The organism is Rhizobium aouanii, from assembly GCF_037002925.1.
Lineage (GTDB): Bacteria > Pseudomonadota > Alphaproteobacteria > Rhizobiales > Rhizobiaceae > Rhizobium > Rhizobium aouanii.
Genome location: NZ_JBAMYD010000004.1, coordinates 122,162 through 145,080, shown reverse-complemented (window position 1 = coordinate 145,080; position 22,919 = coordinate 122,162). Strand labels below are relative to the sequence as shown.

The 22,919-nt window shown below is 63.1% G+C and carries 23 protein-coding genes; 15 read left to right on the top strand and 8 right to left on the bottom strand.

Features of this window, described 5'->3' with window-relative positions; genetic code table 11:
- Nucleotides 1-72: 72 nt before the first annotated feature.
- From repC to repA, 3 genes are all read right to left on the bottom strand, one after another.
- Nucleotides 73-1,287 (bottom strand): plasmid replication protein RepC, encoded by a 1,215-nt coding sequence (gene repC / locus V8P77_RS08770; protein WP_335911817.1) that lies wholly within the window; start codon nucleotides 1,285-1,287, stop codon nucleotides 73-75.
- A gap of 154 nt (nucleotides 1,288-1,441) precedes the next feature.
- Nucleotides 1,442-2,437: a plasmid partitioning protein RepB gene (gene repB / locus V8P77_RS08765; protein ID WP_335911816.1), complete on the bottom strand. Its 996-nt coding sequence runs from the start codon at nucleotides 2,435-2,437 to the stop codon at nucleotides 1,442-1,444.
- Entirely contained in the window at nucleotides 2,434-3,630 is a 1,197-nt protein-coding gene (repA, locus tag V8P77_RS08760; protein WP_335911814.1) for a plasmid partitioning protein RepA, read from the bottom strand. Before repA ends, repB begins: the two co-directional genes overlap by 4 nt.
- Before the next feature lie 202 nt (nucleotides 3,631-3,832).
- On the opposite strand from repA, the gene cobF reads away from it, so the two are divergent.
- The 5 genes from cobF to V8P77_RS08735 all read left to right on the top strand — a co-directional run bounded on the left by cobF (nucleotide 3,833) and on the right by V8P77_RS08735 (nucleotide 8,175).
- Entirely contained in the window at nucleotides 3,833-4,597 is a 765-nt protein-coding gene (cobF, locus tag V8P77_RS08755) for a precorrin-6A synthase (deacetylating) (protein WP_335911811.1), read from the top strand.
- Between the two features lie 71 nt (nucleotides 4,598-4,668).
- Nucleotides 4,669-6,051 carry a precorrin-3B synthase gene (cobG, locus tag V8P77_RS08750; protein ID WP_335911809.1) on the top strand — a complete coding sequence of 461 codons (1,383 nt, stop codon included), beginning with the start codon at nucleotides 4,669-4,671 and terminating at the stop codon, nucleotides 6,049-6,051.
- A gap of 2 nt (nucleotides 6,052-6,053) precedes the next feature.
- On the top strand, nucleotides 6,054-6,686 hold the full coding sequence (locus tag V8P77_RS08745; RefSeq protein WP_335911808.1) for a precorrin-8X methylmutase: 633 nt from the start codon (nucleotides 6,054-6,056) through the stop codon (nucleotides 6,684-6,686).
- Nucleotides 6,683-7,414 (top strand): precorrin-2 C(20)-methyltransferase, encoded by a 732-nt coding sequence (locus V8P77_RS08740; RefSeq protein ID WP_335911807.1) that lies wholly within the window; start codon nucleotides 6,683-6,685, stop codon nucleotides 7,412-7,414. Before V8P77_RS08745 ends, V8P77_RS08740 begins: the two co-directional genes overlap by 4 nt.
- Nucleotides 7,411-8,175: a precorrin-3B C(17)-methyltransferase gene (locus V8P77_RS08735; RefSeq protein WP_335911806.1), complete on the top strand. Its 765-nt coding sequence runs from the start codon at nucleotides 7,411-7,413 to the stop codon at nucleotides 8,173-8,175. The genes V8P77_RS08740 and V8P77_RS08735 overlap by 4 nt, the downstream gene beginning before the upstream one ends.
- On the opposite strand, the gene V8P77_RS08730 is transcribed toward V8P77_RS08735, so the two are convergent.
- Nucleotides 8,139-8,909 (bottom strand): cobalt-precorrin-6A reductase, encoded by a 771-nt coding sequence (locus V8P77_RS08730; RefSeq protein WP_335911805.1) that lies wholly within the window; start codon nucleotides 8,907-8,909, stop codon nucleotides 8,139-8,141. The genes V8P77_RS08735 and V8P77_RS08730 overlap by 37 nt on opposite strands.
- Here V8P77_RS08730 and cbiE point away from each other — a divergent pair.
- On the top strand, nucleotides 8,908-10,140 hold the full coding sequence (gene cbiE / locus V8P77_RS08725; protein ID WP_335911803.1) for a precorrin-6y C5,15-methyltransferase (decarboxylating) subunit CbiE: 1,233 nt from the start codon (nucleotides 8,908-8,910) through the stop codon (nucleotides 10,138-10,140). The genes V8P77_RS08730 and cbiE overlap by 2 nt on opposite strands.
- A 4-nt stretch (nucleotides 10,141-10,144) precedes the next feature.
- Entirely contained in the window at nucleotides 10,145-10,903 is a 759-nt protein-coding gene (gene cobM, locus V8P77_RS08720) for a precorrin-4 C(11)-methyltransferase (RefSeq protein ID WP_335911802.1), read from the top strand.
- A gap of 21 nt (nucleotides 10,904-10,924) precedes the next feature.
- Here the strand turns inward: cobM and V8P77_RS08715 are convergent, their stop codons facing one another.
- The gene (locus tag V8P77_RS08715; RefSeq protein ID WP_335911800.1) at nucleotides 10,925-11,737 is read right to left on the bottom strand and encodes a TIM barrel protein; all 813 of its coding nucleotides are present in this window, start codon (nucleotides 11,735-11,737) and stop codon (nucleotides 10,925-10,927) included.
- A 162-nt stretch (nucleotides 11,738-11,899) separates the two neighbouring features.
- Nucleotides 11,900-12,928: a LacI family DNA-binding transcriptional regulator gene (locus V8P77_RS08710; protein ID WP_335911799.1), complete on the bottom strand. Its 1,029-nt coding sequence runs from the start codon at nucleotides 12,926-12,928 to the stop codon at nucleotides 11,900-11,902.
- Nucleotides 12,929-13,070: 142 nt separating this feature from the next.
- On the opposite strand from V8P77_RS08710, the gene V8P77_RS08705 reads away from it, so the two are divergent.
- The 8 genes from V8P77_RS08705 to nadC all read left to right on the top strand — a co-directional run bounded on the left by V8P77_RS08705 (nucleotide 13,071) and on the right by nadC (nucleotide 21,079).
- On the top strand, nucleotides 13,071-14,159 hold the full coding sequence (locus V8P77_RS08705; protein WP_335911798.1) for a fatty acid desaturase family protein: 1,089 nt from the start codon (nucleotides 13,071-13,073) through the stop codon (nucleotides 14,157-14,159).
- Nucleotides 14,160-14,180: 21 nt separating this feature from the next.
- The gene (locus tag V8P77_RS08700) at nucleotides 14,181-14,495 is read left to right on the top strand and encodes a MocE family 2Fe-2S type ferredoxin (RefSeq protein WP_003548266.1); all 315 of its coding nucleotides are present in this window, start codon (nucleotides 14,181-14,183) and stop codon (nucleotides 14,493-14,495) included.
- Between the two features lie 11 nt (nucleotides 14,496-14,506).
- The gene (locus tag V8P77_RS08695; RefSeq protein WP_335911788.1) at nucleotides 14,507-15,733 is read left to right on the top strand and encodes an NAD(P)/FAD-dependent oxidoreductase; all 1,227 of its coding nucleotides are present in this window, start codon (nucleotides 14,507-14,509) and stop codon (nucleotides 15,731-15,733) included.
- A 26-nt stretch (nucleotides 15,734-15,759) separates the two neighbouring features.
- The gene (locus V8P77_RS08690) at nucleotides 15,760-16,575 is read left to right on the top strand and encodes a 3-methyl-2-oxobutanoate hydroxymethyltransferase (RefSeq protein WP_335911787.1); all 816 of its coding nucleotides are present in this window, start codon (nucleotides 15,760-15,762) and stop codon (nucleotides 16,573-16,575) included.
- A 25-nt stretch (nucleotides 16,576-16,600) separates the two neighbouring features.
- The gene (locus V8P77_RS08685) at nucleotides 16,601-17,599 is read left to right on the top strand and encodes an NUDIX hydrolase (RefSeq protein ID WP_335911785.1); all 999 of its coding nucleotides are present in this window, start codon (nucleotides 16,601-16,603) and stop codon (nucleotides 17,597-17,599) included.
- Between the two features lie 69 nt (nucleotides 17,600-17,668).
- Complete coding sequence (nadA, locus tag V8P77_RS08680) at nucleotides 17,669-18,640, top strand: quinolinate synthase NadA (protein ID WP_017991961.1); 972 nt, start codon at nucleotides 17,669-17,671, stop codon at nucleotides 18,638-18,640.
- Complete coding sequence (locus V8P77_RS08675; RefSeq protein WP_335911784.1) at nucleotides 18,637-20,178, top strand: L-aspartate oxidase; 1,542 nt, start codon at nucleotides 18,637-18,639, stop codon at nucleotides 20,176-20,178. Before nadA ends, V8P77_RS08675 begins: the two co-directional genes overlap by 4 nt.
- Nucleotides 20,156-21,079, top strand: coding sequence for a carboxylating nicotinate-nucleotide diphosphorylase (gene nadC, locus V8P77_RS08670; RefSeq protein WP_335911783.1), 924 nt, complete (start codon nucleotides 20,156-20,158; stop codon nucleotides 21,077-21,079). Before V8P77_RS08675 ends, nadC begins: the two co-directional genes overlap by 23 nt.
- 4 nt (nucleotides 21,080-21,083) lie before the next feature.
- On the opposite strand, the gene V8P77_RS08665 is transcribed toward nadC, so the two are convergent.
- Entirely contained in the window at nucleotides 21,084-21,572 is a 489-nt protein-coding gene (locus tag V8P77_RS08665; protein WP_335911782.1) for a VOC family protein, read from the bottom strand.
- Nucleotides 21,573-21,658: 86 nt separating this feature from the next.
- Nucleotides 21,659-22,906 (bottom strand): ABC transporter substrate-binding protein, encoded by a 1,248-nt coding sequence (locus V8P77_RS08660; protein ID WP_335911781.1) that lies wholly within the window; start codon nucleotides 22,904-22,906, stop codon nucleotides 21,659-21,661.
- Nucleotides 22,907-22,919: the final 13 nt, after the last annotated feature.

Sequence of the window (22,919 nt, the reverse complement as noted above, 5' to 3'; positions counted from 1 at the left end):
TAACATGGCTTGATCGACCGGCCGCATATGCTTCTAGCCGTCGCAGCTGGCGCGAAACTTTTCCATAGCCGTTCATCCGGTTTTCCTCGCCGTCGGACCATTTGCCCGCATCAGCGCCATCAGCATCGGTCCGAGCGAAAATTCGCCGCGCTCCGCCCGCCGCGTCAGGTCACGCAGGTAGCCGCCGGCCGAGTTGATATGTCCGCCCCTTTCCAGAATGCAGGCGATCACCGTGGCGGCGTTTTCCGGCCCCATGACATCGCAGGCCAGCTGGTAGGCGCTGGGGCTGACGCCAAGAGTGGAACGGACGATGACGGCCGCGGCCATCAGATCGCGCCAGCTGCCGATGCCGCCGCCCGGTCCGTAAGCTATGATCTCAGGGCAGGCCTGCAGCACCATGGCGAGGGGGAAGGATTTCGGCGTCTCCCGCCACGGCTGCGGTTCTTCCTCCGGCTTTGCGCCCTGCTTCGTTTCGAAGCTTGGTTCAAGTTCAGATGTTGAGTGTGGGTTTGAATTATGTATGTGCCGACCGTTTTGGTTATCATTGGCGTCTGTTTTTTCTGTTTTCGACTTCAATTCCAGCGTCTTGACGATCAGTTCGCGGAAAGCTTCGAGATCCGCCAGCAGGCTTTCCATCTCGGCGACCGACGGGCGGCGCGGCAGGCTAGCGGAAAGCAGATTGAAATGCTTCTGCATCTCGATCCATCCGCCGGCAATTTCCTCTTCCAGCGCGATCTCGATGAGCTTGGTGATGTCACGCCGGCAAAGTGTCAGGCGCTCCCTCAGGCGCTTCCATTCGAGCTTGGCGGCCATCACCTGAGCCGCTTGCGCCTCGATCTCGCGAGCGCGCACAAGCAGTGGCGCCAGGCTGAAGCCAAAAGCCTCACCAAGCCCGCCCTCGCCGTTGCGGCGGGCAAAACGTTTCCCGTTTGGACTATCCCGCCGGATGATCAGGCCGGCTTCCACCAGCATCGCCAGGTTCCGCCGCAACGTCGTGCCGGCCATGCCATGCGTGCGCAGCGACAGCTGCTCGTTTGAGGGAAAGACGACGAAGCCGTTGGCCTCGGCAATCTCGTTCTTCGGGTAGAAGGTCAACAGCGCGTTGAGAACAGCCAGGGCACGGTCCGATACGCCGACCATGTCCTTTGCTTCGCAGAGCGCACGAAAAATCTTCCACTTGTCGACCGATGCGTCCGGATCGACCTTGCTGGCGCTTTCCTGACTTGCCAGCATGCCACGTGTCATCGATCGCCGCCCAAAGGGCGTCGATACATATTGAGGCTCCATGTCCCTCACCTTTTTTCAAGGCAAAAGAAACCTACCACCCAAAAGGATGCCGAAGACGCTTGACAGTGATTCGAGGAAGTGCGATTCTCAGATTGTCCAGATATGAGAAAGGCTTCCGCGGCGGCAACGTTCGGAGGCTTTTTTCTTTTGCGGCCTACTCTCCTGCTTGCAACTTGCCGGCCCGATAGGCTTCGTAAAGCTCATCGAGACGGCGTGAAATGTAAGCGCCGAAATCCGGCGCATCGCCGGTTTTCAACGCGATCGTGAAGGAATTGCCGGCGCTCTTGATTCGGCCGGCAATCTTGCCGCCGCTCTTCGGCTTCCAGTCATATTCCGTGGTTTCCGGCTTTGCCTCTTTCTTGGCGAGCTCGGCAACCAAAAGCTCGAAACGGCGGTCGCTCTCTTCCGCCATGAAACTTCCCGACGCGATGAGCTTCGCAAGCCGGGCGGCCGTCATCCCATTCCAGTCCTGGGCAAGCGCCATCCACCGGCGTCGCCCGATGCCGGGTGCGGCCCCGACCGACCTGACGATTTCTGCGGGAATAGCTTTTGCGACGGATATCAGCTTCGATAGCTCCGTTTTGTCCGTCGACAGCGCTTTCATGATGACCGGGCGCTCAAAACCCTTCAGCTCGAGATTGAGGGCAAAGACCGCGCGCTCGATATAAGAAAGGTTCCGACGCGCCGAATTCTCAATACCCTGCGCGATGACGACATCGGTATCGTCGAGCTTACGGACGATCGCCTGTACCTTGAGGCCGAGCAGTTTGACTGCCTGCAGACGGCGATGGCCGTAGGCGACCTGGTAGCGGGCCTCATCATTGGGATGGCGGCGAACGAGGATCGGCACCTCTTGGCCGTTCTCGGCAATCGACTGCACCAGCTCGTCTTCGATATCGAGGGGCTGGCCGGCAAGGCGGTCGCGGACGAAGGAGGAATCGATCAGATCAGGATCGAGCTCGACGACGCGTTCACCGGAGAGCAAAGCCTCCTGCATCGCCCTGCTCTCTTCCTCCATGCGGCCAAGGGTCAGCGCCATCGTCCGAACCGGCCCGGCTGATCCGCGCGAAGATGGTTCCTCGTAGTTGGCCGCGGCCAACTCCTGCGCCGTATCGTCGAAAAGACCTTTCAGGCGATCGCGTCTGCTCATGCTCGACCCCAGGCTTTGTGAATACCGGCGAGAACCTCGCCGTTGGCGGCATTGACCGATTCCAGCGCCCGGTCATAGGTCGAGCGGCGCACCTGCCCCTTCTCGATCTCGTAAAGCGTCTGCTTGGTCAGGCCGACATCGGCGATTGCCGTCGATTTGAGAATGGTCGCCGTCAAAACATCATCGCTGAAGAGGCCGCGCAGCAGCGCGACGATCTGCGACTGCGGCGCATCGAAGGGTTCGTGACGAGTGACGACATATTTGATGAAATCGTGCTGCAGATCGCCACCGGCCTTGCGCACCACGGAAAGCAGATCCGAGGTCATCAGCAGGAACTGCGACATGGAAGCGACATCGACCATCTGCGGATGGATGGTAATGAGCAGCGATGTGGCGGCACAAACGGCGCCAAGCGTCAGATAGCCAAGCTGCGGCGGGCAGTCGATCACCACGATATCGTAATCGGCCTCGACCTCGGCAATGGCAACGCCAACGCGACGGAAGAACAGCTCGCCCGGCCGCTGCCGGTCGTTCAGCGCCCGTGGCGTCTCATGCTCGAACTCCATCAGTTCAAGATTGCCCGGCACCAGATCCAAACCGTCGAAATAGGTCTTGCGGACGATCTCCTTCAGCGGCTTGCGGCCCTCATCGTAGCGAATTGCGCCATAGAGCGTATCGCCCTCGGAAAGATCGAATTCGGGCTGAACGCCGAGCATGGAGGAGAGCGAGGCTTGCGGATCGAGATCGATGGCAAGCACCCGGTAACCTGCCAGCGCCAGATACTGCGCCAGATAGAGCGTCGTCGTTGTTTTGGCCGAGCCGCCCTTGAAATTGGTTACGGCAACCGTCTGCAGCTTTTCGCCAGGGCGACGCCACGGCTGATAGGAAAGCGCGTCCTTCGGCTTGAGCTTCGCCATATACTGGCGCAATTCATTGATCTGGCCGAGCGTGTAGGAACGCCTACCATTCTGAGCAAGATCCGGCTGCGGTCCCTTGCCATCCAGCGAAAGCTGGCGAAGATAGCCGTCCGAGACGCCGATCATCTGGGCCGCCTCGCCAGAGGAGAATGTTCGTAGCGTCTTTTGCGAGAGCGGCGGAAACAGCTTGTCGCGGAGGAGCTTCAGTTGCCGCGAAAGCTGGTTCGCATGCCGCTCGATCCGTACATCTGTCGTCGATACGCTAATGTTGTCCAAAACACTCAATCCTTTTCGATGCGCTTTTCTGTCAACATAGCGTCAAAAAGCGTATCGAAAGTGACACGATTCGGGATTTGCAGCAACAACAGGGCTGAGATGCCGCCCACAGGCCGGGTTGGCCGCGGCCAACTCCCTGTCCCGCCCTTGCGGCGAGCCGGCTTTTTCGGCAAAACGCCAGGACTCACCGGGGAGCATCCGCTTGAAGCACATCCATATCATCGGTATCGGCACGGGCAACCCGGAACACCTCACAATACAGGCAATCAATGCGATGAACGCATCCGACGTGGTTTTCCTGCCGGTCAAGGGCGCCGGCAAGGAAGAACTCGCCGAGATCCGGCGGGAAATCTGTGAACGCTATATCACGCGGCCGGCTGGCAGGATTTCAGAGTTCGCCGTGCCGCAAAGGCAGGCGGCAGACAAGACCTATGTGCAGAGCGTCGATGCCTGGCACGGCGAGATTGCCAGCATCTATGAAGCGCTGATCTCCGGTCTCCCGGATGACGGCAGCGGCGCCTTTCTCGTCTGGGGTGATCCCAGTCTCTACGACAGCACGATCCGCATCGTCGAACGCGTACGGCATGAAAGCAGCCTTGATTTCGATTACACCGTCATTCCCGGCATCACCAGCATTCAGGCCCTGGCGGCCAGCCACAAAATCCCGGTCAACCTCGTCGGCAAACCGATCGAGATCACCACAGGACGCAGGCTGGCTCGGGACGGGCTTCTGAGCGACAGCACCATCGTCATGCTCGACGGCGAACAGGCTTTTGCAAAGATCGACGATCCCGATGCCGAGATCTTCTGGGGCGCCTATCTCGGTACCAAGGACGAGATCGTCAGATCAGGACGACTTGGCGATATCGCCACCGACATTCTGAGGCTCAGGGCCGAGGCCAGGCAACGGCACGGCTGGATCATGGACATCTATCTCCTGCGCAAGGGACGGGATTTCGAGGAATAGCGCTTCGAACCGTTTCCATCAGCTTTGCCGGCCGGGCCGCGATCATGTAAGAAGTGGCCAGAGGATCGAGAATGAACATTCAGGCCGCAAAGGCGAGCGACAGGACAGGCGAGGCGGATCTGCACGATCGCCCGGTGGCAGAGATGCGTAGGCGCGGTGCCTGCCCCGCGCTTGCCGCGCCCATGCCGACCGGCGACGGTTTGCTGGTCCGGCTGCGGCCGGCCGGCGGCGCTTTGACGCTGTCGCAATTCGCAAGTCTTGCCCGCTCAGCCGCGGCCCGTGGAAACGGCATTCTGGAAATCACCGCGCGCGGCAATCTGCAGATCCGCGGGCTGCGTGCTGCGACGGTCGGACCTCTCGCTGCCGATATCGATGCCGCCGGGATTATCGTGCCGGACGGGCCGGCGATCGAGACATCGCCGCTGCACGGCATCGACCCGGAAGAGCTAGGCGATCCGGCCGCAATGGACATGGCCTTGCGCAGCACGCTCCGCGATCAGCTTGCCTCGCCGCGGCTCGCGCCAAAACTCTCGCTCGTCGTCGACGGGGGTGGAACCTTCGGCTTGTCAGCACTGTCCGCCGATATCCGTGTCGTCGCGCAATCCCCCGCAGATTGGCTGGTCGCGATCAATGGCGACAGTGAAACCGCAATGGCCGTCGCGATCGGTTCTGCGGAGGCGGCGATATCGGCCGTCGGCGAAATTCTGAGCCTGTTGGCAAGTCTCGGGCAGGGCAGGCGGGCAAGGGATATCGATCCGGCGCTTCTGCGGACGCGTTTTCCCTCAATGGATGGCATTCGATCCATTCCGTCCCGCGCGGCAGCGATGCCGCTTGCCGGCTCACACGGGCTTAAGGACGGCAAAACCATACTCGGCGTCCGGCCGGAATTCGGACAGATGAGAGCCTCCGATCTGGTCGCTTTGCTCGATCTGGCAGCGGACCGCGGCGCAACAGCCATCCGGCTTGCGCCCGGTCGCGGTTTCTTCCTCATCGGGCTTCCTGCAGATACAGTGCCGGCTATGCAGATTGACGCAGCCGGACATGGCTTCGCCGCGCAACCTGGCGAGAACAGCGAGCATATCGCCGCCTGCGCCGGCGCCGGCGCCTGTGGCTCGGCCTTCTACGAGACACGAACTCTGGCGCGTCGCATCATTGCCGCGGCACCTGCCCTCTTCGACGGTTCGTTGACGCTGCATCTGTCCGGCTGCGCCAAGGGCTGCGCTCTCGCGCGGCCGGCGCTGACCCTGACCGGTTCCGCGGAGGGTTATGGGCTCATCCTCAATGGGCTTGCTGCGGATCAGCCGGACGAACGGATCGCTGGCGGTCGGATCGATTTCGCTATAGAGAGGCTCGCCCGGGCCATCGAAGACAACAAAGGCGCTGGCGAATCGACCGCCGCCTGCCTTACACGGCTTGGCGCAACCGGCGTTTCGAAGGCGCTGCGACAGGAATAGGAATGCCAGACTACGAATATATCCGCAGCGGCGATGCGATCTACGAGCGTTCCTTTGCGATCATCCGTGCCGAGGCCGATCTTTCGCGCTTCACCGACGATCAAGCCGAAATCGCCGTGCGCATGATCCATGCCTGCGGCCTGGTCGAGGCGGCCGAGCATTTCCTGTTCTCCGCCGATTTCGTCAGCGCGGCGCGCGACGCGCTGAAGGGCGGGGCGCCGATCTTCTGCGACGCGGAAATGGTATCCCAGGGCGTCACCCGGGCGCGGCTGCCGGCGCTGAACGAGGTGATCTGCACGCTGCGCGATCCCGCGACACCCGAGCTTGCGCGCGAGACCGGCAATACGCGCTCGGCTGCCGCCATGCATCTCTGGCTCGATCGGCTCGGCGGAAGCGTTGTTGCGATCGGCAATGCACCGACAGCGCTCTTCCATCTGCTCGAACTCCTGCGCGACGGCGCCCCGAAACCCGCGGCGATCCTCGGCATGCCCGTGGGCTTCGTCGGCGCGGCGGAATCGAAGGATGCATTGGCGGAGAATTCCTACGGCGTCCCCTTTGCCATCGTCCGCGGCCGGCTCGGCGGCAGCGCGATGACGGCTGCGGCCATCAATGCATTGGCGAGGCCAGGCCTATGACGACAAGCGGCCGTCTTATCGGCGTCGGCACCGGGCCCGGCGATCCGGAGCTCCTCACCCTCAAAGCCGTGCGCGCCATCGAAGGCGCGGATGTGATCGCCTATTTCGCCAAGCAGGGCAGGGGCGGCAACGGCAAGGCGATCGTCGACCCGCTGCTGAAGTCCGGGGTGACGCTGCTGCCGCTCTTTTACCCGGTGACGACCGAGATCGACAAGAACGACGAACGCTATCAGAGGCTGATCACCCAATTCTACGATCTGTCTGCCAAAGCGGTCGCCGGGCATCTCGATGCCGGCCTGACCGTCGCCGTTCTCAGCGAAGGCGATCCGCTCTTCTACGGCTCCTATATGCACCTGCATGTCAGGCTTTCCACGCGCTATCCGACGGAAGTAATCCCGGGCATCAGCGCCATGTCGGGCTGCTGGTCGCTGGCGGGCATGCCGATCGTCCAGGGCGACGACGTGCTTACCGTACTGCCCGGTACGATGGCCGAGACCGAGCTGACGCGCCGCCTTGCCGATACGCAAGCCGCCGTCATCATGAAGGTCGGCCGCAACCTGCCGAAGATCCGCCGGGCGCTGGCGGCGGCCGGCCGGCTTTCGGAAGCCGTCTATGTCGAGCGCGGCACCATGGCGAATGCGGCGATGGAAAAGCTTGCCGACAGAACCGACGGCGATGCGCCGTATTTTTCGCTCGTGCTGGTGCCGGGCTGGGAGGGCAGCCGATGAGCGGCAGGCTTTTCGTGATCGGCACCGGTCCCGGCAACCCCGAGCAGATGACGCCGGAAGCGCTGGGCGCTGTCGATGCGGCGACGGATTTCTTCGGCTACGGACCTTATCTCGACAGGCTGCAGCTCCGCCACGATCAGCTGCGGCATGTCTCGGACAATCGCGAGGAGCTCGACAGGGCAGGGGCAGCACTCGCCATGGCAGCGGATGGCGCCAAGGTCTGCGTCGTCTCCGGCGGCGACCCCGGCGTCTTCGCCATGGCTGCCGCGGTCTGCGAAGCGATCGAGAACGGGCCGGCCGCATGGCGCGCGGTCGATCTCATCATCCTGCCCGGCATCACGGCGATGCTGGCCGTAGCAGCAAGAGCAGGCGCTCCGCTTGGCCACGACTTCTGCGCCATTTCGCTGTCAGACAATCTAAAGCCTTGGAATATAATAGAAAACCGTCTTGTATTGGCTGCAAAGGCGGGCTTCGTCATCGCCCTCTACAATCCGATCAGCCGGGCGCGGCCCTGGCAGCTCGGCGAAGCCTTCAAGCTGTTGCGTGACCATCTGCCTGCAGGAACGCCGGTTATTTTCGGGCGCGCGGCCGGGCGGCCGGACGAACGCATCGCCGTCCAGCAGCTGTCGCAGGCAGATGCGTCGATTGCCGATATGGCGACCTGCATCATCATCGGCTCGGCGGAGACACGCATCGTCACACGGCCAGGCCGGCTGGACCTCGTCTATACGCCGCGCTTCATGGCGGGGAGAAACAGGTGATCGATCGCCGCCAGCGCCGCCTCGACAGTGTCGACCGCCTTGACGATCGAGGCCGGGGCGCGCGCGACCATCATCACCTCGATGCCGAGCAGACGGGCTGCCTCGATCTTCGCATAGGTGGCCGCACCGCCGCTGTTCTTGGCGACGATGACGTCGATGTGGTGCTGCCTCAGCAGATCGCATTCCCTTTCCAGCGTGAACGGACCCCGATCAAGGACATAGTCGACATTATCAAGCGCAAGCGGCGGTTCGACGGGATCGACACTGCGGACGAGGTAGTGATGTTGCGGTGCGGCTTTCGCATGATGGGCACCCTGCCGGCCCGTCGCCAGGAAGACATGGCGGGGGGAGGGACCGAGCGCTTCGATGGCAGCCGGAATGCTCCGTACGTCCCGCCAGCGATCGCCGGCCATGCGCTGCCATTCGGGACGGCGCAGAGCGATCGCGGCAATAGAGGTGGTCTCGGCCGCAAAAGCGGCATTGGACGAAATGCGCTCGGCGAAGGGGTGCGTAGCGTCGATCAACAGATCATATCCGCCGGCCTTCAGGAAATCGGCGAGAGCCGCAGCGCCGCCGAAACCGCCGATGCGAACCGGAACAGGCTGCACGGCCGGTTTTTCGGTGCGGCCGGCAAGCGACAGCAGAACATCGCAATCGTCACGCGCCGCCAGCGCCTCGGCCAGCAGCCGCGCCTCGCTGGTGCCGCCGAGGATCAGGATGCGGGGTCTTCCCATGTCTGATGTCTCTCCTTCGTCCGGCCAGCGCTGGCTGACTATTATCGGCATCGGCGAAGATGGTCCAGAAGGGCTGGGCGAGGAGGCAAGGAGGCTGATTGCGACCGCGCCCGCCGTCTTCGGCGGCGCGCGGCACCACGCGCTTGCTGCATCGCTGATCACAGGCGAAAGGCTTTCCTGGCAGAGCCCGTTCGAGCGCTCGGTCGACGCTATCCTCGAAAGGCGCGGCACGCCGGTTGTTGTGCTCGCCTCTGGCGATCCCTTTCTCTATGGCGTCGGCGCGACGCTCTCCCGCCATGTGGCGGCCGAAGAGATGCGCACCATCCCCGCACCCTCGGCCTTCAGCCTTGCCGCGTCCCGCCTTGGCCGGCCGCTGCAGGACGTCGTGACGATCTCGCTGCATGGAAGGTCGATCGATCTGATCCGGCCGCATCTGCACCCCGGGCGGCACATCATCGCGCTGACCTCGGACGAGAAGGGGCCTGGAGATCTAGCTGCCCTGCTGACTGCTGCTGGCTTCGGTCAGTCACGACTTACAGTGCTCGAGGCGCTGGGCGGCGTTCGGGAGCGGCAGAGAAGTGCTACGGCGACGGATTTCGACCTTCTGGACATCGATCCCCTGAATGTCTGCGCCGTCGATATCGCGGCAGGGGAGGGGGCTCGCATCCTGCCTTTTGCCGCCGGGCTCGAAGACGAGTTGTTCGAGCATGACGGACAGATCACCAAGCGTGAAATCCGGGCGATGACGCTTTCGGCGCTCGCGCCGCGTCACGGCGAACTGCTCTGGGATATCGGCGCGGGCTCGGGCTCGATCGGCATCGAATGGATGCTGGCCGATCCCAGCCTGAAGGCAATCGCCGTCGAACGGTCGCCGGAACGGGCCGCACGTGTCGCCCGCAACGCATCCGCCTTCGGGGTGCCGCATCTTGCCGTCATTGAAGGTAAGGCGCCCGGTGCGCTGAAGGGCCTGCCGGAACCGGACGTGATCTTCCTCGGCGGTGGCGGCAGCGAGCCGGGTGTTGTCGATGCCGCGATTGCCGCGCTGAAGCGGGGAGGACGGCTCGTTGCCAATGCTGTGACGCTGGAGATGGAAGCGGTACTGCTCGCCGAACATGCCAAACGCGGCGGCTTCCTCACGCGGATCGAAATATCGCGCGCCCAGCCCGTCGGCGGCATGACCGGCTGGCGGCCGGCTATGCCGGTGACACAGTGGCGCTGGACGAAAGGATGACAAGATGACGGTGCATTTCATCGGTGCGGGACCAGGTGCTGCGGATCTGATCACGGTGCGTGGCCGCGATCTCATCGCCCGATGCCCGGTCTGCCTTTATGCCGGCTCGATCGTCTCGCCTGAACTGCTGCAATATTGTCCGCCGGGCGCACGTATCGTCGATACGGCGCCGATGTCGCTCGACGAGATCGAGGCGGAATATCTTCGCGCTGCTGCGGTTGGCCGGGATGTCGCCCGGCTGCATTCCGGCGATCTCTCGGTCTGGAGTGCGGTCGCCGAGCAGGTGCGCCGGCTTCAAAAGCATGGCATCGACTATACGATGACACCTGGCGTCCCGGCCTTTGCCGCCGCAGCCGCAGCGCTTGGCCGAGAGCTGACGATCCCGGCTGTGGCCCAAAGCCTAGTGCTGACCCGCGTTTCCGGCCGCGCGTCACCGATGCCGAACGACGAGACACTCGCGAAGTTCGGCATGACGGGCGCCACGCTGGCGATCCATCTGGCCATCCACGCACTGAAGCAAGTGGTCGAAGAGTTGACGCCGCTTTACGGCGTCGACTGCCCGGTCGCAATCGTCGTCAAGGCCTCCTGGCCGGACGAGCGCATCCTGCGCGGCACGCTCGCCGATATCGAAGTAAAGGTTGCCGCCGAACCGATCGAACGCACAGCGATCATCTTCGTCGGCCCCTCGCTGGCAGTGGAGGATTTCCGCGAAAGCTCACTCTATGATCCGGCCTATCAGCGCCGGTTCAGAGGTAGAGAGTAGCGTCAGGCGACCGCGCGGCTTTTAGACCCGCGCGCTGAGATACTCCATGCTGGCGCGCAGCGCACTGGCCGGATCCTTCAGCGCATGCACCTCCGCCGCGAAGGGCTCGAAGGAGAACGGGCCGGTATAACCCGCCTGCAGCAGCGCCCTGACCTGCCCGGCATTGTCGAGCAGGTCGTCGGCATTGACCAGGACGCGGTGGGAATCGCGCATATCGGCAACGGAAACAGCCGGATCGTCGACGCCGGAGATGTGCACAAGGCCGGTCAGTTGCGGAAAGGTCGCGGCTTCGCCGGCAAGGTGATGGTGGAAGGTATCGTGGACGAGCCTGAAGGTCGACTGCGCGCCGAGTTCCTCGATCGCGTCGGCCGCCTCGGTCTTCGAGCGCAGCGAGCAGATCTCGAAACCGAGCGGCTCGACGAGACCGATAATGCCGGCTTCCTCTAGCATCGGCTTCAGCGCAATCAGAGACTGGCGGAGATTGGCCTGCCGTTCGCCATCGGCGCAGCCGGTGCCGTCGTTCTTCGGAACGAGGACGAGCGCCTTGGCGCCCGACGCGCCGGCATAATCGATCAGCTCCTGCGCTTCGGCGGCTCTTGTCGCGTTCCACTCATTGAAGCGCTGCAGGGCATTGATCGAGATGATCGTCAGGCCATGGCGGGCAGCCGCTTGCCTGATCACCTCGGGTTTGGTGCCGTCGAGAATGGCATTGCCGGAAAGGTCGTTGCGGATCTCGACGGCATCGATGCCGAGCGATCTGGCCAGTGCGAAAAAATCGTCGATGGCAAGCGACGGTGCGGCCATATGGTTGAGCGCAAAACGGATCGAAGTCATGACTGCTATCTCCTCCTCATCTCCGCGTCAGGGCGGAGCGGTCCTCGTGAATGGGTCCCGCGAATCTCTATCGGAATTCGCGTCGTAATCCATCCGCCATCGCCGGTACTCGCTTTCATTGCTGAGAGAATTTCGAGCGAAATGATGTAATTCCATCATTCCTCAGATGTTCTCCGAAATATGAATATCGAAAGGCAGGAAGAGCTGCCCGGGAACAGCCGTTTCGCCGTTTTCGATGGCGCCTGTCATCAGCACCATCAATTCCTTGCAGAGGGCGGGCAGGGGGGTGCCGATCGCCATGGCGACGATATCGTCGGCAAGACCGGCTTTGCTGTCGGGCGTCAGCTCGTTGACCACGAGGACGATCTTGCCGCCGACACCTTCTTCGCGGAATGCCGAAATCGCCCCCTCCATGCCGCCGCCGCAGACATAGAGGCCGACGAGATCGGGATGTTTCTGCAGAAGCGTCAACGTCGCCTCATGGGTGATCTCGGGCGTGTCCAGATTGATCAGCGTGTCGACGACATCGAACTCAGGCGCATTCTCGCGAAAATAGGAGCGGAAGCCGATTTCCCGCAGTTCATGTCCGTGGAACCGGTGGCTGCCGACGAAGCAGGCGATCTTGCCAGGTCCGCGTGCCGTGCGCGCGATCGTCCAGGCGGCGGTGCGCCCGACCTTGCGGTTGTTGACGCCGACATAGGCATTGCGCACGCCCGAGGCGAAATCGGAGAGCAGCGAGAAGACCGGGATCCCTTTTTCCTTCAGTCCTTCGATGGCGGTCGTGACCGCAGGGTAATCGGGGGCAACGAGAGCAACGGCCTGGTTGCGGGCACCGAGCGCCTTCAGCTTCTCGACGATCGCTGCCGGTGTCGAGGCCGAAGGAAAGTCGATCTGAGTCTGGATGCGGGCGCTCGTTACCGCGCGCGCTGCGGTTTCGATCTCACGCACGAAGCTCTGATAGAAGGGCTGCGTCGGCTTCTGCAGCAGGAAGGCGAGCTTGTATTGCGGCAGGTCCTCGAAGACGCGCTGCTTGATCAGGCCGACAGCGTGATAGCCGATCGACTGTGCTGCATCATAGACCCGTCGCGCTGTTTCCTCGCGCACCCGGTGGCGCGCGTTGAGAACGCGGTCGACGGTGGCGACACTGACGCCCGAGGCGCGGGCAAGATCGGATATGGTGGGACGGCGCATGGGCGTTCTGGGCGTTCCTGATGGATTCGATCATAAATGCAAGCCATTCATGATGGCTTTTGATAGATTATATCAAGCCTGCATTGAGTGGTTTCCAAAGTCAACCTATTCTCCCAGGCAAGGGTATAACGGGAGGCGGATCATGGCGACCCAGACAAAGAAACGTGACTACGACCTTCTCGGCGAAAGCGGCCGCACGGCCGTCGAGACGGGGCTGGCGGCAGCCGAATGGTATCACACCGATATTCCGCGCAAGGAGATGAAGGCTTTGATGCAGCGCTCCGATGCGCCGGCGATCCGCGACACGGCCCTCTGGCTCGGCGCCATGGCAGTCTTTGCAGGGCTCGGCATTTATTTCTGGGGCTCGTGGATCGCACTCCCCTTCTTCCTCGGCTATGGCGTGCTCTACGGCTCGGCCTCCGATAGCCGCTGGCACGAATGCGGCCATGGCACCGCCTTCAAGACGCGCTGGATGAACGATGTCGTCTACCAGATCGCCTGCTTCATGATCATGCGCAATCCGGTGACCTGGCGCTGGAGCCATGCGCGCCACCATACCGATACGGTCATCGTCGGCCGCGATCCCGAGATCGCCGTGATGCGGCCGCCCGATCTGTTGCGGCTGGTCCTCAATTTCTTCGGCATCCTCGACGCCTGGCATGCGATCGTCGATATGCTGCGCAATGCCTTCGGCGGCGTCAGCGCGGCGGAAAAGACGTTCATCCCGGAGATGGAGCAGCCGAAGGCCATCCGCATCGCCCGCATCTGGCTGGCGATCTATCTGGCCACGATCGCAGCCGCGATCGCCATGGGTTCGATCCTGCCGCTGATGCTGATCGGCCTGCCGCGCCTCTACGGCGCCTGGCACCATGTACTGACCGGGCTGCTGCAGCATGGCGGTCTTGCCGACAATGTGACTGACCACCGGCTGAACAGCCGCACGGTCTATATGAATCCGATCAGCCGCTTCATTTACTGGAACATGAACTACCACGTCGAACATCACATGTTTCCGATGGTGCCTTACCATGCGCTGCCTAAGCTGCACGCGATGATCAAGCACGACCTGCCGGCGCCAAGCCCGTCGATCTGGTCCGGCTATCGCGAGATGATCCCGGCCTTCCTGCGCCAGCTGCGCAACGAGGATTATTTCCTGAAGCGCGAACTGCCGGCCACCGCGCGGCCCTATCGCGAGGAATTCCACAACGAGCTGGCCCCGGCCGCGCAATAAAGACAATCAAGGGAGGATAAGATGAGCGGAAATTGGATTCAGGTCTGCGACAAGGACGAGATCGACGAAGAGGATGTTATCCGCTTCGATCACGACGGGCGCACATTCGCGGTCTATCGCAGCCCGGACGACGAGTTTTTCGCGACCGACGGGCTCTGCACGCATGAACATATCCATCTCGCCGACGGGCTTGTCATGGATGAGATCATCGAATGTCCGAAGCATAACGGCCGCTTCAACTACAAGACGGGCGAAGCCAAGGGCGCGCCGGTCTGCGTCAATCTCAAGACCTATCCGGTCAAGATCGAAGACGGCGCCGTCTTCATCTCGCTCTGAGGGAGGCCGGCATGGCTCATTACGTCATCCTGGGCGCCGGCGAATGTGGTGCGCGCGCCGCCTTCGCCTTGCGGGAAAAGGGCTTTGCCGGCGAGATAACGCTGGTCGGCGCCGAGCCGCTTCTGCCCTATGAGCGGCCGCCGCTTTCGAAGGCCGGTTTCACCGATGAAAGCGATCCGAAATTCATCGCCGCGGCGGAAAAATATATTGAAAACGGCATCGGGCTGCTGACCGGCCTCGAGGCAAGAAATCTCGACACCGCATCCAGGAGCGTCACGCTTTCGGACGGGACGGCGCTCTCCTACGACAAGCTTCTGCTTGCGACGGGCGCTGCAGCGCGTTCGTTCCCCGGCGCGCCGGAGGGCAGCCGGCATACTTGCTCGCTGAGGACGCATCACGATGCGGCAGCACTGCGTGACGCAATGAAGCCGGGCCGGCATATCGCCATCATCGGCGGTGGCTTCATCGGCCTGGAACTTGCGGCAACGGCGCGGCTGCTCGGCGCCGAGGTCACCGTCATCGAAGGGCTGGAACGCGTGCTGAAGCGTGGCGTGCCGGAAGAGATCGCCCTTCTGCTCACCGAGCGCCATCGCGCTGAAGGCGTCGATATCCGCTGCGGCGTCTCCATCGAGGCGCTGGTCGAGGAAAGCGGAAAAGCCCTGATCAGATTGTCGACCGGCGAGGCGATCGAAGCCGATCTCGTCCTCGTCGGCATCGGCGCCCGGCCGAATGTCGAGATCGCCGAAAGGGCCGGGCTGGCGATCGACAATGGCATTGCCGTCGACACCTATCTCCAGACTTCCGCACCTGATGTCTTTGCGGCCGGCGACTGCTGCTCCTTTCCGCTGTCGATCTATGGCGGCCGGCGGGTGCGGCTCGAATCCTGGCGCAATGCCCAGGAGCAGGGCACATTGGCCGCGGCCAACATGCTCGGCCTCAACCAAGCCGTTTCGGCAGTGCCGTGGTTCTGGTCGGATCAGTATGACATGACGCTGCAAATATCAGGCCTTGCCGAAGGGGCCGCCACGCATCAGCGCCGCGAGCTCGGCGCAGGCGCCTTCATTCTTTTCCATCTCGACGCCGACGGACGCTTGATCGCTGCAAGCGGCATCGGGCCGGGCAATACTGTGGCACGCGACATCAGGCTCGCCGAAATGCTGATCGCGGCGCGCGCCCATCCGAACCCGGCAGCACTCGCAGCCAGCGACATCAAGCTGAAATCCCTGCTGGCCGCCTGAGCCGCCCGATATTTTCAAAGGAAGTGATGATGAAGAAACATAGACGCGCAACCGTCGCCGATCTGCTTGCGGAAAAAGGCAAGCGCCAGCTCACCATGCTGCGCGTCACCTCGCTGGAGGAAGCGGATGCCGCCGAAAAGGCGGGGATCGACATCGTCTCCGTGCCGCCTTCGCTGCTCGGGCCGGCCTTTCGCGAGATCGCCCCCACTCTCTTTGCCATTCCGGGGCTCGAATATGGCGACCATGTCTCGGCGGAAGACTATCTGCGTGCGGCCTTCGCGGCGCTCAAGGCAGGAGGTGATGCGGTCTATTGCGCCGCAAGCCTGCAGACGATCCGGCGCATGCGCGACGAAGGCATCCCGGTCTGCGGCCATCTCGGGCTGATCCCTTCAAAAGCGACCTGGACCGGCGGCTTCCGTGCCGTCGGCAAGACGGCGGCGAGTGCGGCCGAAATCTGGCGGCAGACCAAGGCGCTGGAAGAGGCCGGCGCCTTCGCCGCCGAAATCGAAGTCGTGCCTGGGGATGTCGCTGCCGCGATCAGCAGCAACACCTCGATGCTGATGATCTCCATGGGGGCTGGCAGCGGCTGCGACGCCCAATATCTCTTCGCCGACGACGTGCTCGGCGCCAATCGCGGCCACACTCCGCGCCACGCAAAGATCTATCGCGACTTTGCCGCCGAGCACGATCGGCTGCAGCGCGAGCGCATCGCCGCCTTCACGGAATTTGCCGAGGATGTCAGGACCGGCACCTATCCGGAAAAGCGCCATCTCGTCGGTATCGACGACGCCGAACTGGAGATCTTCCTGCAGCGGCTGAAAAGCGAGGCGGGCAATAGCTGAGGGCAAAACGAGTTGCCTCGATGATGTGGGAAGCGCCGCAAAGGCGCTTCCTCTCCATTGGCTTCCGTCCCGGCCTGTGTCAGGAATTATCCGTTCGATTCATTCGGAACGGAGTATTCGGTCCCCTGTGACGATCGGCTTTGCGCATGCGGAATTGATTGCGGTGCTCGTCGCGGTGACGGGGGACGAACCGCGCGTGATGACCATCCGTTCCGGCAATGCGCTGCCCTCTGGTCCTTTCGAAATGGGGCATCGCACCCTGCAATCGGGCCTGCGCGAATGGGTGCAGGAGCAGACGGAACACCCTGTCGGCTATCTCGAACAGCTTTATACTTTCGCCGACCGCGACCGGAACAACGACATCCCAGGCGGGCGGACGATCTCGATCAGCTATCTTGGCCTCGTCAACGAGCAGTCGGGCGCCGGCCGGCCGGGATGGCACGGCTGGTACGAATATTTCCCTTGGGAAGACCACCGGCAGGGCCGGCCAGTCGTGCTTGACGAGATCATGGCGCGTCTGAGGAGCTGGGCCGATGCCGATCCGGCAAGGCGTGACCATCGCCATCGCCGCGCGGATTTCACCTTCGGCCTCGACGGCGGCGGCTGGAACGAGGATCTGGCACTCCAGCGCTACGAACTGCTTTACGAGGCGGGGCTCGTCTCGGAAGCCGGATGCGGGGCCGAGGCCAATCTCGGCCGTGCGATGTTTGCCGATCACCGCCGTATTCTCGCGACCGGAATCGCCCGGCTGCGCGCCAAGATCAAATACCGCCCTGTCGTCTTCGAACTGATGCCGGAGAGCTTCACGCTGCTCCGACTCCAGCGCACCATCGAGGCGCTCGCGGGGCTGACACTGCACAAACAGAACTTCCGCCGTCTCATCGAACAGCAGGATCTCGTCGAGGAAACCGGCGGAACCGAAAGCGAAACCGGCGGCCGGCCGGCCAAGCTGTTCCGCTTTCGTTATACCGTGCTCGAAGAACGGGCGCTCGCAGGAACGAAATTACCGCTCTCCCGCAATTGACATATGCTCACCGTGAGAATATCTCTTCGCCTATGATATGCTCAAATGGAGCATAATTAGGAGCCGGTCATGAATTATCCTGTTTCCGCATCCTCGCTCTACGAGCGCGTCAGCCGCGTCATTCCCAAAGCCGAATGGATGACGTTCGAAAACGACGTCGACGCGATCCTCGAGCTCAAGCGCCGCCGCAACGCCGTCATTCTCGCGCACAACTATCAGACACCGGAGATCTTCCACGGCGTGGCCGATATCGTCGGCGACAGCCTGGCGCTCGCCCGCAAAGCAATCGAGGTCGATGCCGATGTCATCGTGCTTGCCGGCGTGCATTTCATGGCCGAGACCGCCAAGCTGCTGAACCCCGAGAAAACCGTGCTGATCCCCGACCTCGGCGCCGGCTGTTCGCTGGCGGATTCGATCACGCCCGAGGATATCGCGCTGCTGCGCCAGGCTCATCCCGGCGTGCCCATCGTCACCTATGTCAACACCTCGGCCGCGGTAAAGGCTGCCTCCGACATCTGCTGCACCTCGGGCAATGCCAAGCAGGTGGTTGAATCGCTCGGCGTGCCGAAGGTGCTGATGATCCCGGACGAATATCTGGCGCGCAATGTCGCCCGCGAGACTGATGTCGAGATCATCGCCTGGCACGGCCATTGCGAGGTGCATGAACTCTTCACCGCCGAGGACGTGCGCCAGCTGCGCGAAAACCATCCGGGCGTCACGGTGCTCGCCCATCCCGAATGCCCGCCCGAGGTGGTGGCCGAAGCCGATTTCGCCGGCTCCACCGCCGTGATGTCGGACTATGTCGGCAGGCAGAAGCCGGCCCGCGTCGTGCTGCTCACCGAATGCTCGATGAGCGACAATGTCGCCGTGCACCATCCCGATGTCGAATTCATTCGCCCCTGCAATCTCTGCCCGCATATGAAGCGCATCACGCTGGCCAATATCCGCGCGGCACTCGAGGAAAACCGTCACGAGGTGACCGTCGATCCGGCGATTGCGGTGGCCGCACGCCGTGCCGTCGAGAGGATGCTGGCGATATGACCGAGATTTTCGGGCATCTTGCCGGACGCACGGTGATCGTCGGCAGCGGGCTTGCGGGATTGATGACCGCGCTGACACTGGCGCCTGAACCTCCCGTGATCGTCACTCGCGCGGCCCTTGGCGCGGAGACGTCGAGCGCCTGGGCGCAAGGCGGCATCGCCGCCAGCATGGGCGCCGACGATAGCGCGGCGCTGCATCTTGCCGATACGCTTGCGGCCGGCGACGGGCTCTGCGATCCCATGATCGCCGCCGGGATCATCGCCGAGGCCCCGGCGGCGATCGCCGCGCTGGAACAAGCCGGCGTCCGTTTCGACCGGAATGCCGCGGGCGAACTCTCGCTCGGGCTGGAGGCGGCCCATAACCGCCGCCGCATCGTCCATGCCGAAGGCGACGGCTCAGGTGCTGCGATCATCGCCGCGATGATCGAGGCGGTGATGAAAACGCCAGCTATATCAGTACTCGAAGGCTTCGAGGCGCGGCGGATTCTGATGGACGGCCAGCAGGTCGCCGGTCTGCTTTGCGCGACCGCCAAAGGGGCCGTCATTCTGCCGACATCGAAGGTGGTGCTCGCCACCGGCGGAATTGGCGGGCTTTACGACGCGACCACCAATCCGATGGGTAATTTCGGTCAGGGGATCGCGCTCGCGGCAAGGGCCGGCGCCGCACTCGCCGATATGGAATTCGTCCAGTTCCATCCGACGGCGCTCGATTCGCGCCGCAGGCCGCTGGCGCTCATCAGCGAGGCGGTGCGCGGCGAGGGGGCTTTGCTCGTCAACGAACGAGGCGAACGGTTCATGGCCCGCATATCAGGCGCCGAACTTGCACCGCGTGACGTGGTGGCGCGTGCGATCAGCGCCGAAATCGCCCGCAGCGGCAGGGTCTTCCTCGATGCCCGCGCTGCTCTCGGCAGCCGCTTCACCCCCCGTTTTCCTGTCATTTCCGCCCTTTGCGGCGAGGCCGGCATCGACCCGGCGAAAGATCTCATTCCAGTGCGCCCGGCCGTTCACTATCACATGGGCGGTGTGGCCGCGGATGCAAATGGCCGCAGCTCGGTTCCCGGTCTCTGGGTTGCCGGCGAGGCGGCCTCGACCGGCCTGCATGGCGCAAACCGGCTTGCCAGCAATTCACTGCTGGAGGCGGCTGTCATGGGCATGCGGGCGGCGCGCGACATATCAGGCGCGCCCGCAAGTGCCGCCGGCGCGATCTTCGCCGAGAGACTGCAGGCGCCGGCCGATGCATCGCTCATCCGGCCGATCGTCTCGCGTCATCTCGGCGTGTTGCGCAATGCCGGCGCCATTCATGGCGCGATCGCCGCACTGCTGCCGCTTGCCGAAGGCAACGGCCCTGCCGCCGATCCGGCCATCGTCGCCCTGCTGATCGCCGTCTTTGCCAGCCTGCGGATGGAATCGCGCGGCGCCCATGCCCGCACCGATTTTCCGCTGAAGCTCGCCAACGCCAACCGGCGCCAGATGTGCCTTTCCGATGTTCTCGAGATCGCCCGCGCGACGCCGCCCTATGCCCTTGCAAGGAGTGCCTGAGATGAGCCTTGTTCCCCTTCCGCGCCTGATCGTCGAGCCGCTGGTGCGCGCCGCCCTGCTCGAAGATCTCGGTCTTGCCGGCGATATCACCTCGGCATCGGTCATCCCCTGCCATCATCGCTCGACGGTGGTGATGGCGGCGCGTCAGCCGGGCGTGATCGCCGGTCTCGATGCCGCCGAACTCGCTTTCGCTCTCGTCGATTCCGAGATCGCCATGCGCCGCCATCTTCAGGATGGCGACGCGGTCAAGCCCGGCGACGTGATCGCCACCATCGAAGGCCCGTCGCGTGGCCTGCTGAGCGCCGAGCGCACCGCGCTGAATTTCCTCGGCCATCTCTCCGGCATTGCGACTGTGACGGCTGAGATTGCCGCCGCCATCCGCGGCACGAGAGCCTCCGTCGCCTGTACGCGCAAGACGACGCCGGGCCTCAGAGCGCTGGAAAAATATGCAGTGCGGGCCGGCGGCGGCATGAACCACCGTTTCGCGCTTTATGACGCCGTGCTGATCAAGGATAATCACGTCGCCATCGCCGGCGGCGTCGCTGAAGCGATCCGCCGGGCAAGGGCCGGCGTCGGCCATATGGTGAAGATCGAGGTCGAGGTGGACACCCTCGATCAGCTGCGTGAAGCAATGGAGACCGGCGTCGACGCCGTGCTGCTCGACAATATGACGCCGGATCAGTTGCGCGAGGCCGTCGCCATCGTCGCCGGCCGGGCGATCACCGAGGCCTCCGGCCGCGTCACGCCGTCAACGGCTGCCGCAATCGCCGCTTCCGGTGTCGACCTCATTTCCGTCGGCTGGCTGACACACAGCGCCCCGGTGCTGGATATCGGGCTCGATTTCGTCGAGGCCGCGGCCGCGACGGAGGTTAGCCCGAAACGGATTGCACAGGTGCTGTGATCCCTCATGCCTGCTTCGGCTGGGCTTCCTTGTCGCTGTCGAATTCCAGCAGTTCGATCATTACGCCGAGATCGGGCACCGTGTCGTAATAGGCATAGCGCCCGTGGCCACCGTCGAATTCGCCACGCTGGAGCAGACGGTGGCCCTTGTCTTCGAGATAACGGTTTCGCGCGGTGAGGTTCTTCGTCTTGAAGGCGATGTGGTGGCAGCCGGGGCCTTTCTCCTCCAACAGATCGCGCCAGGCGCTCTTTTCCGGACCGGGCTGCAGGAACTCGACGTCGATATTGCCGAACTTGAACATGATGATGCGGCAGCCGACCTCGGCGGGCTTGCCGTTGTAGATCGCCTGCGCCTCATCCGGCTCGGCGGCCTTGCCTTCCGGCGGCACCGGTTTGCCAGTGAGTTCCGAAAACCAGGCAGCGGATTTCTGCACATCGTCGGTCACGAAGCAGATCTGCATGACGGCATCTTCGTCGAGCAAACGCTTGTCCATCGGTATTTCCTTTCTGTGATGGGGCGGGACGGTCCGTGTCCCTGAAACGAACCGCCCCTCCGGGAGAAACCTCGAGCCAAAACCGCTTAGCCGAGAATGGTCTTGTAGTTTTCCTTGATCTTGGCGATCGCGTCATCGACCCTCATGCCGGGATCGCTCCAGAAGTTGAAGGCCACGTCCCAGATCGAGTTCTCCCAGTCGGCATCACTGATGGCGTGCGGGTTCTGTACCTGATGCTTCGGATCAGCGACGATGCGAAGCACTTCCTTGGAGCAGGCGTCGAGACTGTCCTGCGGCGCGTCAAGGCGTACCGGCGTCGAGCCCTTAGCCTTGGCAAATTCCGCTTGGACATTCGGATCGACGACGATCGAGGCGAAGTTGAGTTCGGCCTTGTCCTTATCGTCGGGCTGGCCGCCGAGCAGCCCCCAGCTGTCGACGCTGGCAGCCACGGCTTTTGCGCCGGGGATCTGGATACAGCCGAAATCCTTTCCGGCGGTCTTGCCGGCCGCCAGCCATTCGCCCTTCATCCAGTCGCCATGGATCTGCATCAGCGCCTTGCCTGTTATGACGAGGTTGGTGGTGAGGTTCCATTCGCGGTTGGCCGAGCCTTCGTCGGCCGCCTGCTGGAATTTGCGCAGATAGTCGAACACCTGGCGGAATTCCGGCGTATCGAAGACGGCGGGATCGGGCTTTTCACCATAGATCTTGTTGAAGAAGTCCGGTCCGCCGATCGTCGCCGCCAGCGCATGGGTGAGGTAACCCACCTGCCATTGCTGGCCGCCGACCGCCAGCGGAATGACGCCGGCCGCCTTGATCTTGTCGAAGTCGGCAAACATTTCGTCGAGCGATTTCCAGGCCGTCGGATCGATGCCGACTTTCTTGGCGACATCCATATTGTAATAGACCATGCCGTCGATGTGCAGCGCGGTCGGCACCTTCATCACCTGATCGTCGACGACCATCGAATGGGCCACCGCATCCGGATACTTGTCCGGGTAGCCATGCTCCTTGAAGAAATCCGTCAGCGGCCGGCCGAGACCGGCTTTCGTCAGGTCGCGATAGACGCCGGGATTTGACTCCATGAACAGGTTCGGCGGATTGCCGCCGGCAACGAGGTTCATCAGGTTGACGTTGGAGCCGGTGTCGTGCGGAATGGCGATGTCGGTCCAGCTGTCGCCTTTGGCCTCCAGGTTCTTCTTGAGCACGTTCAGCGCCGCCACTTCAGGCGGCGCCGACCAGGTGTGGTAGATCACGAGATCGGTCGCGTGCGCGCTTAAGGGGACGGCGCCCGCAAGCATGGCGGCGGTGATGCCGGCAAGTATCCTGTTCATCATTTCCATTCCTCCC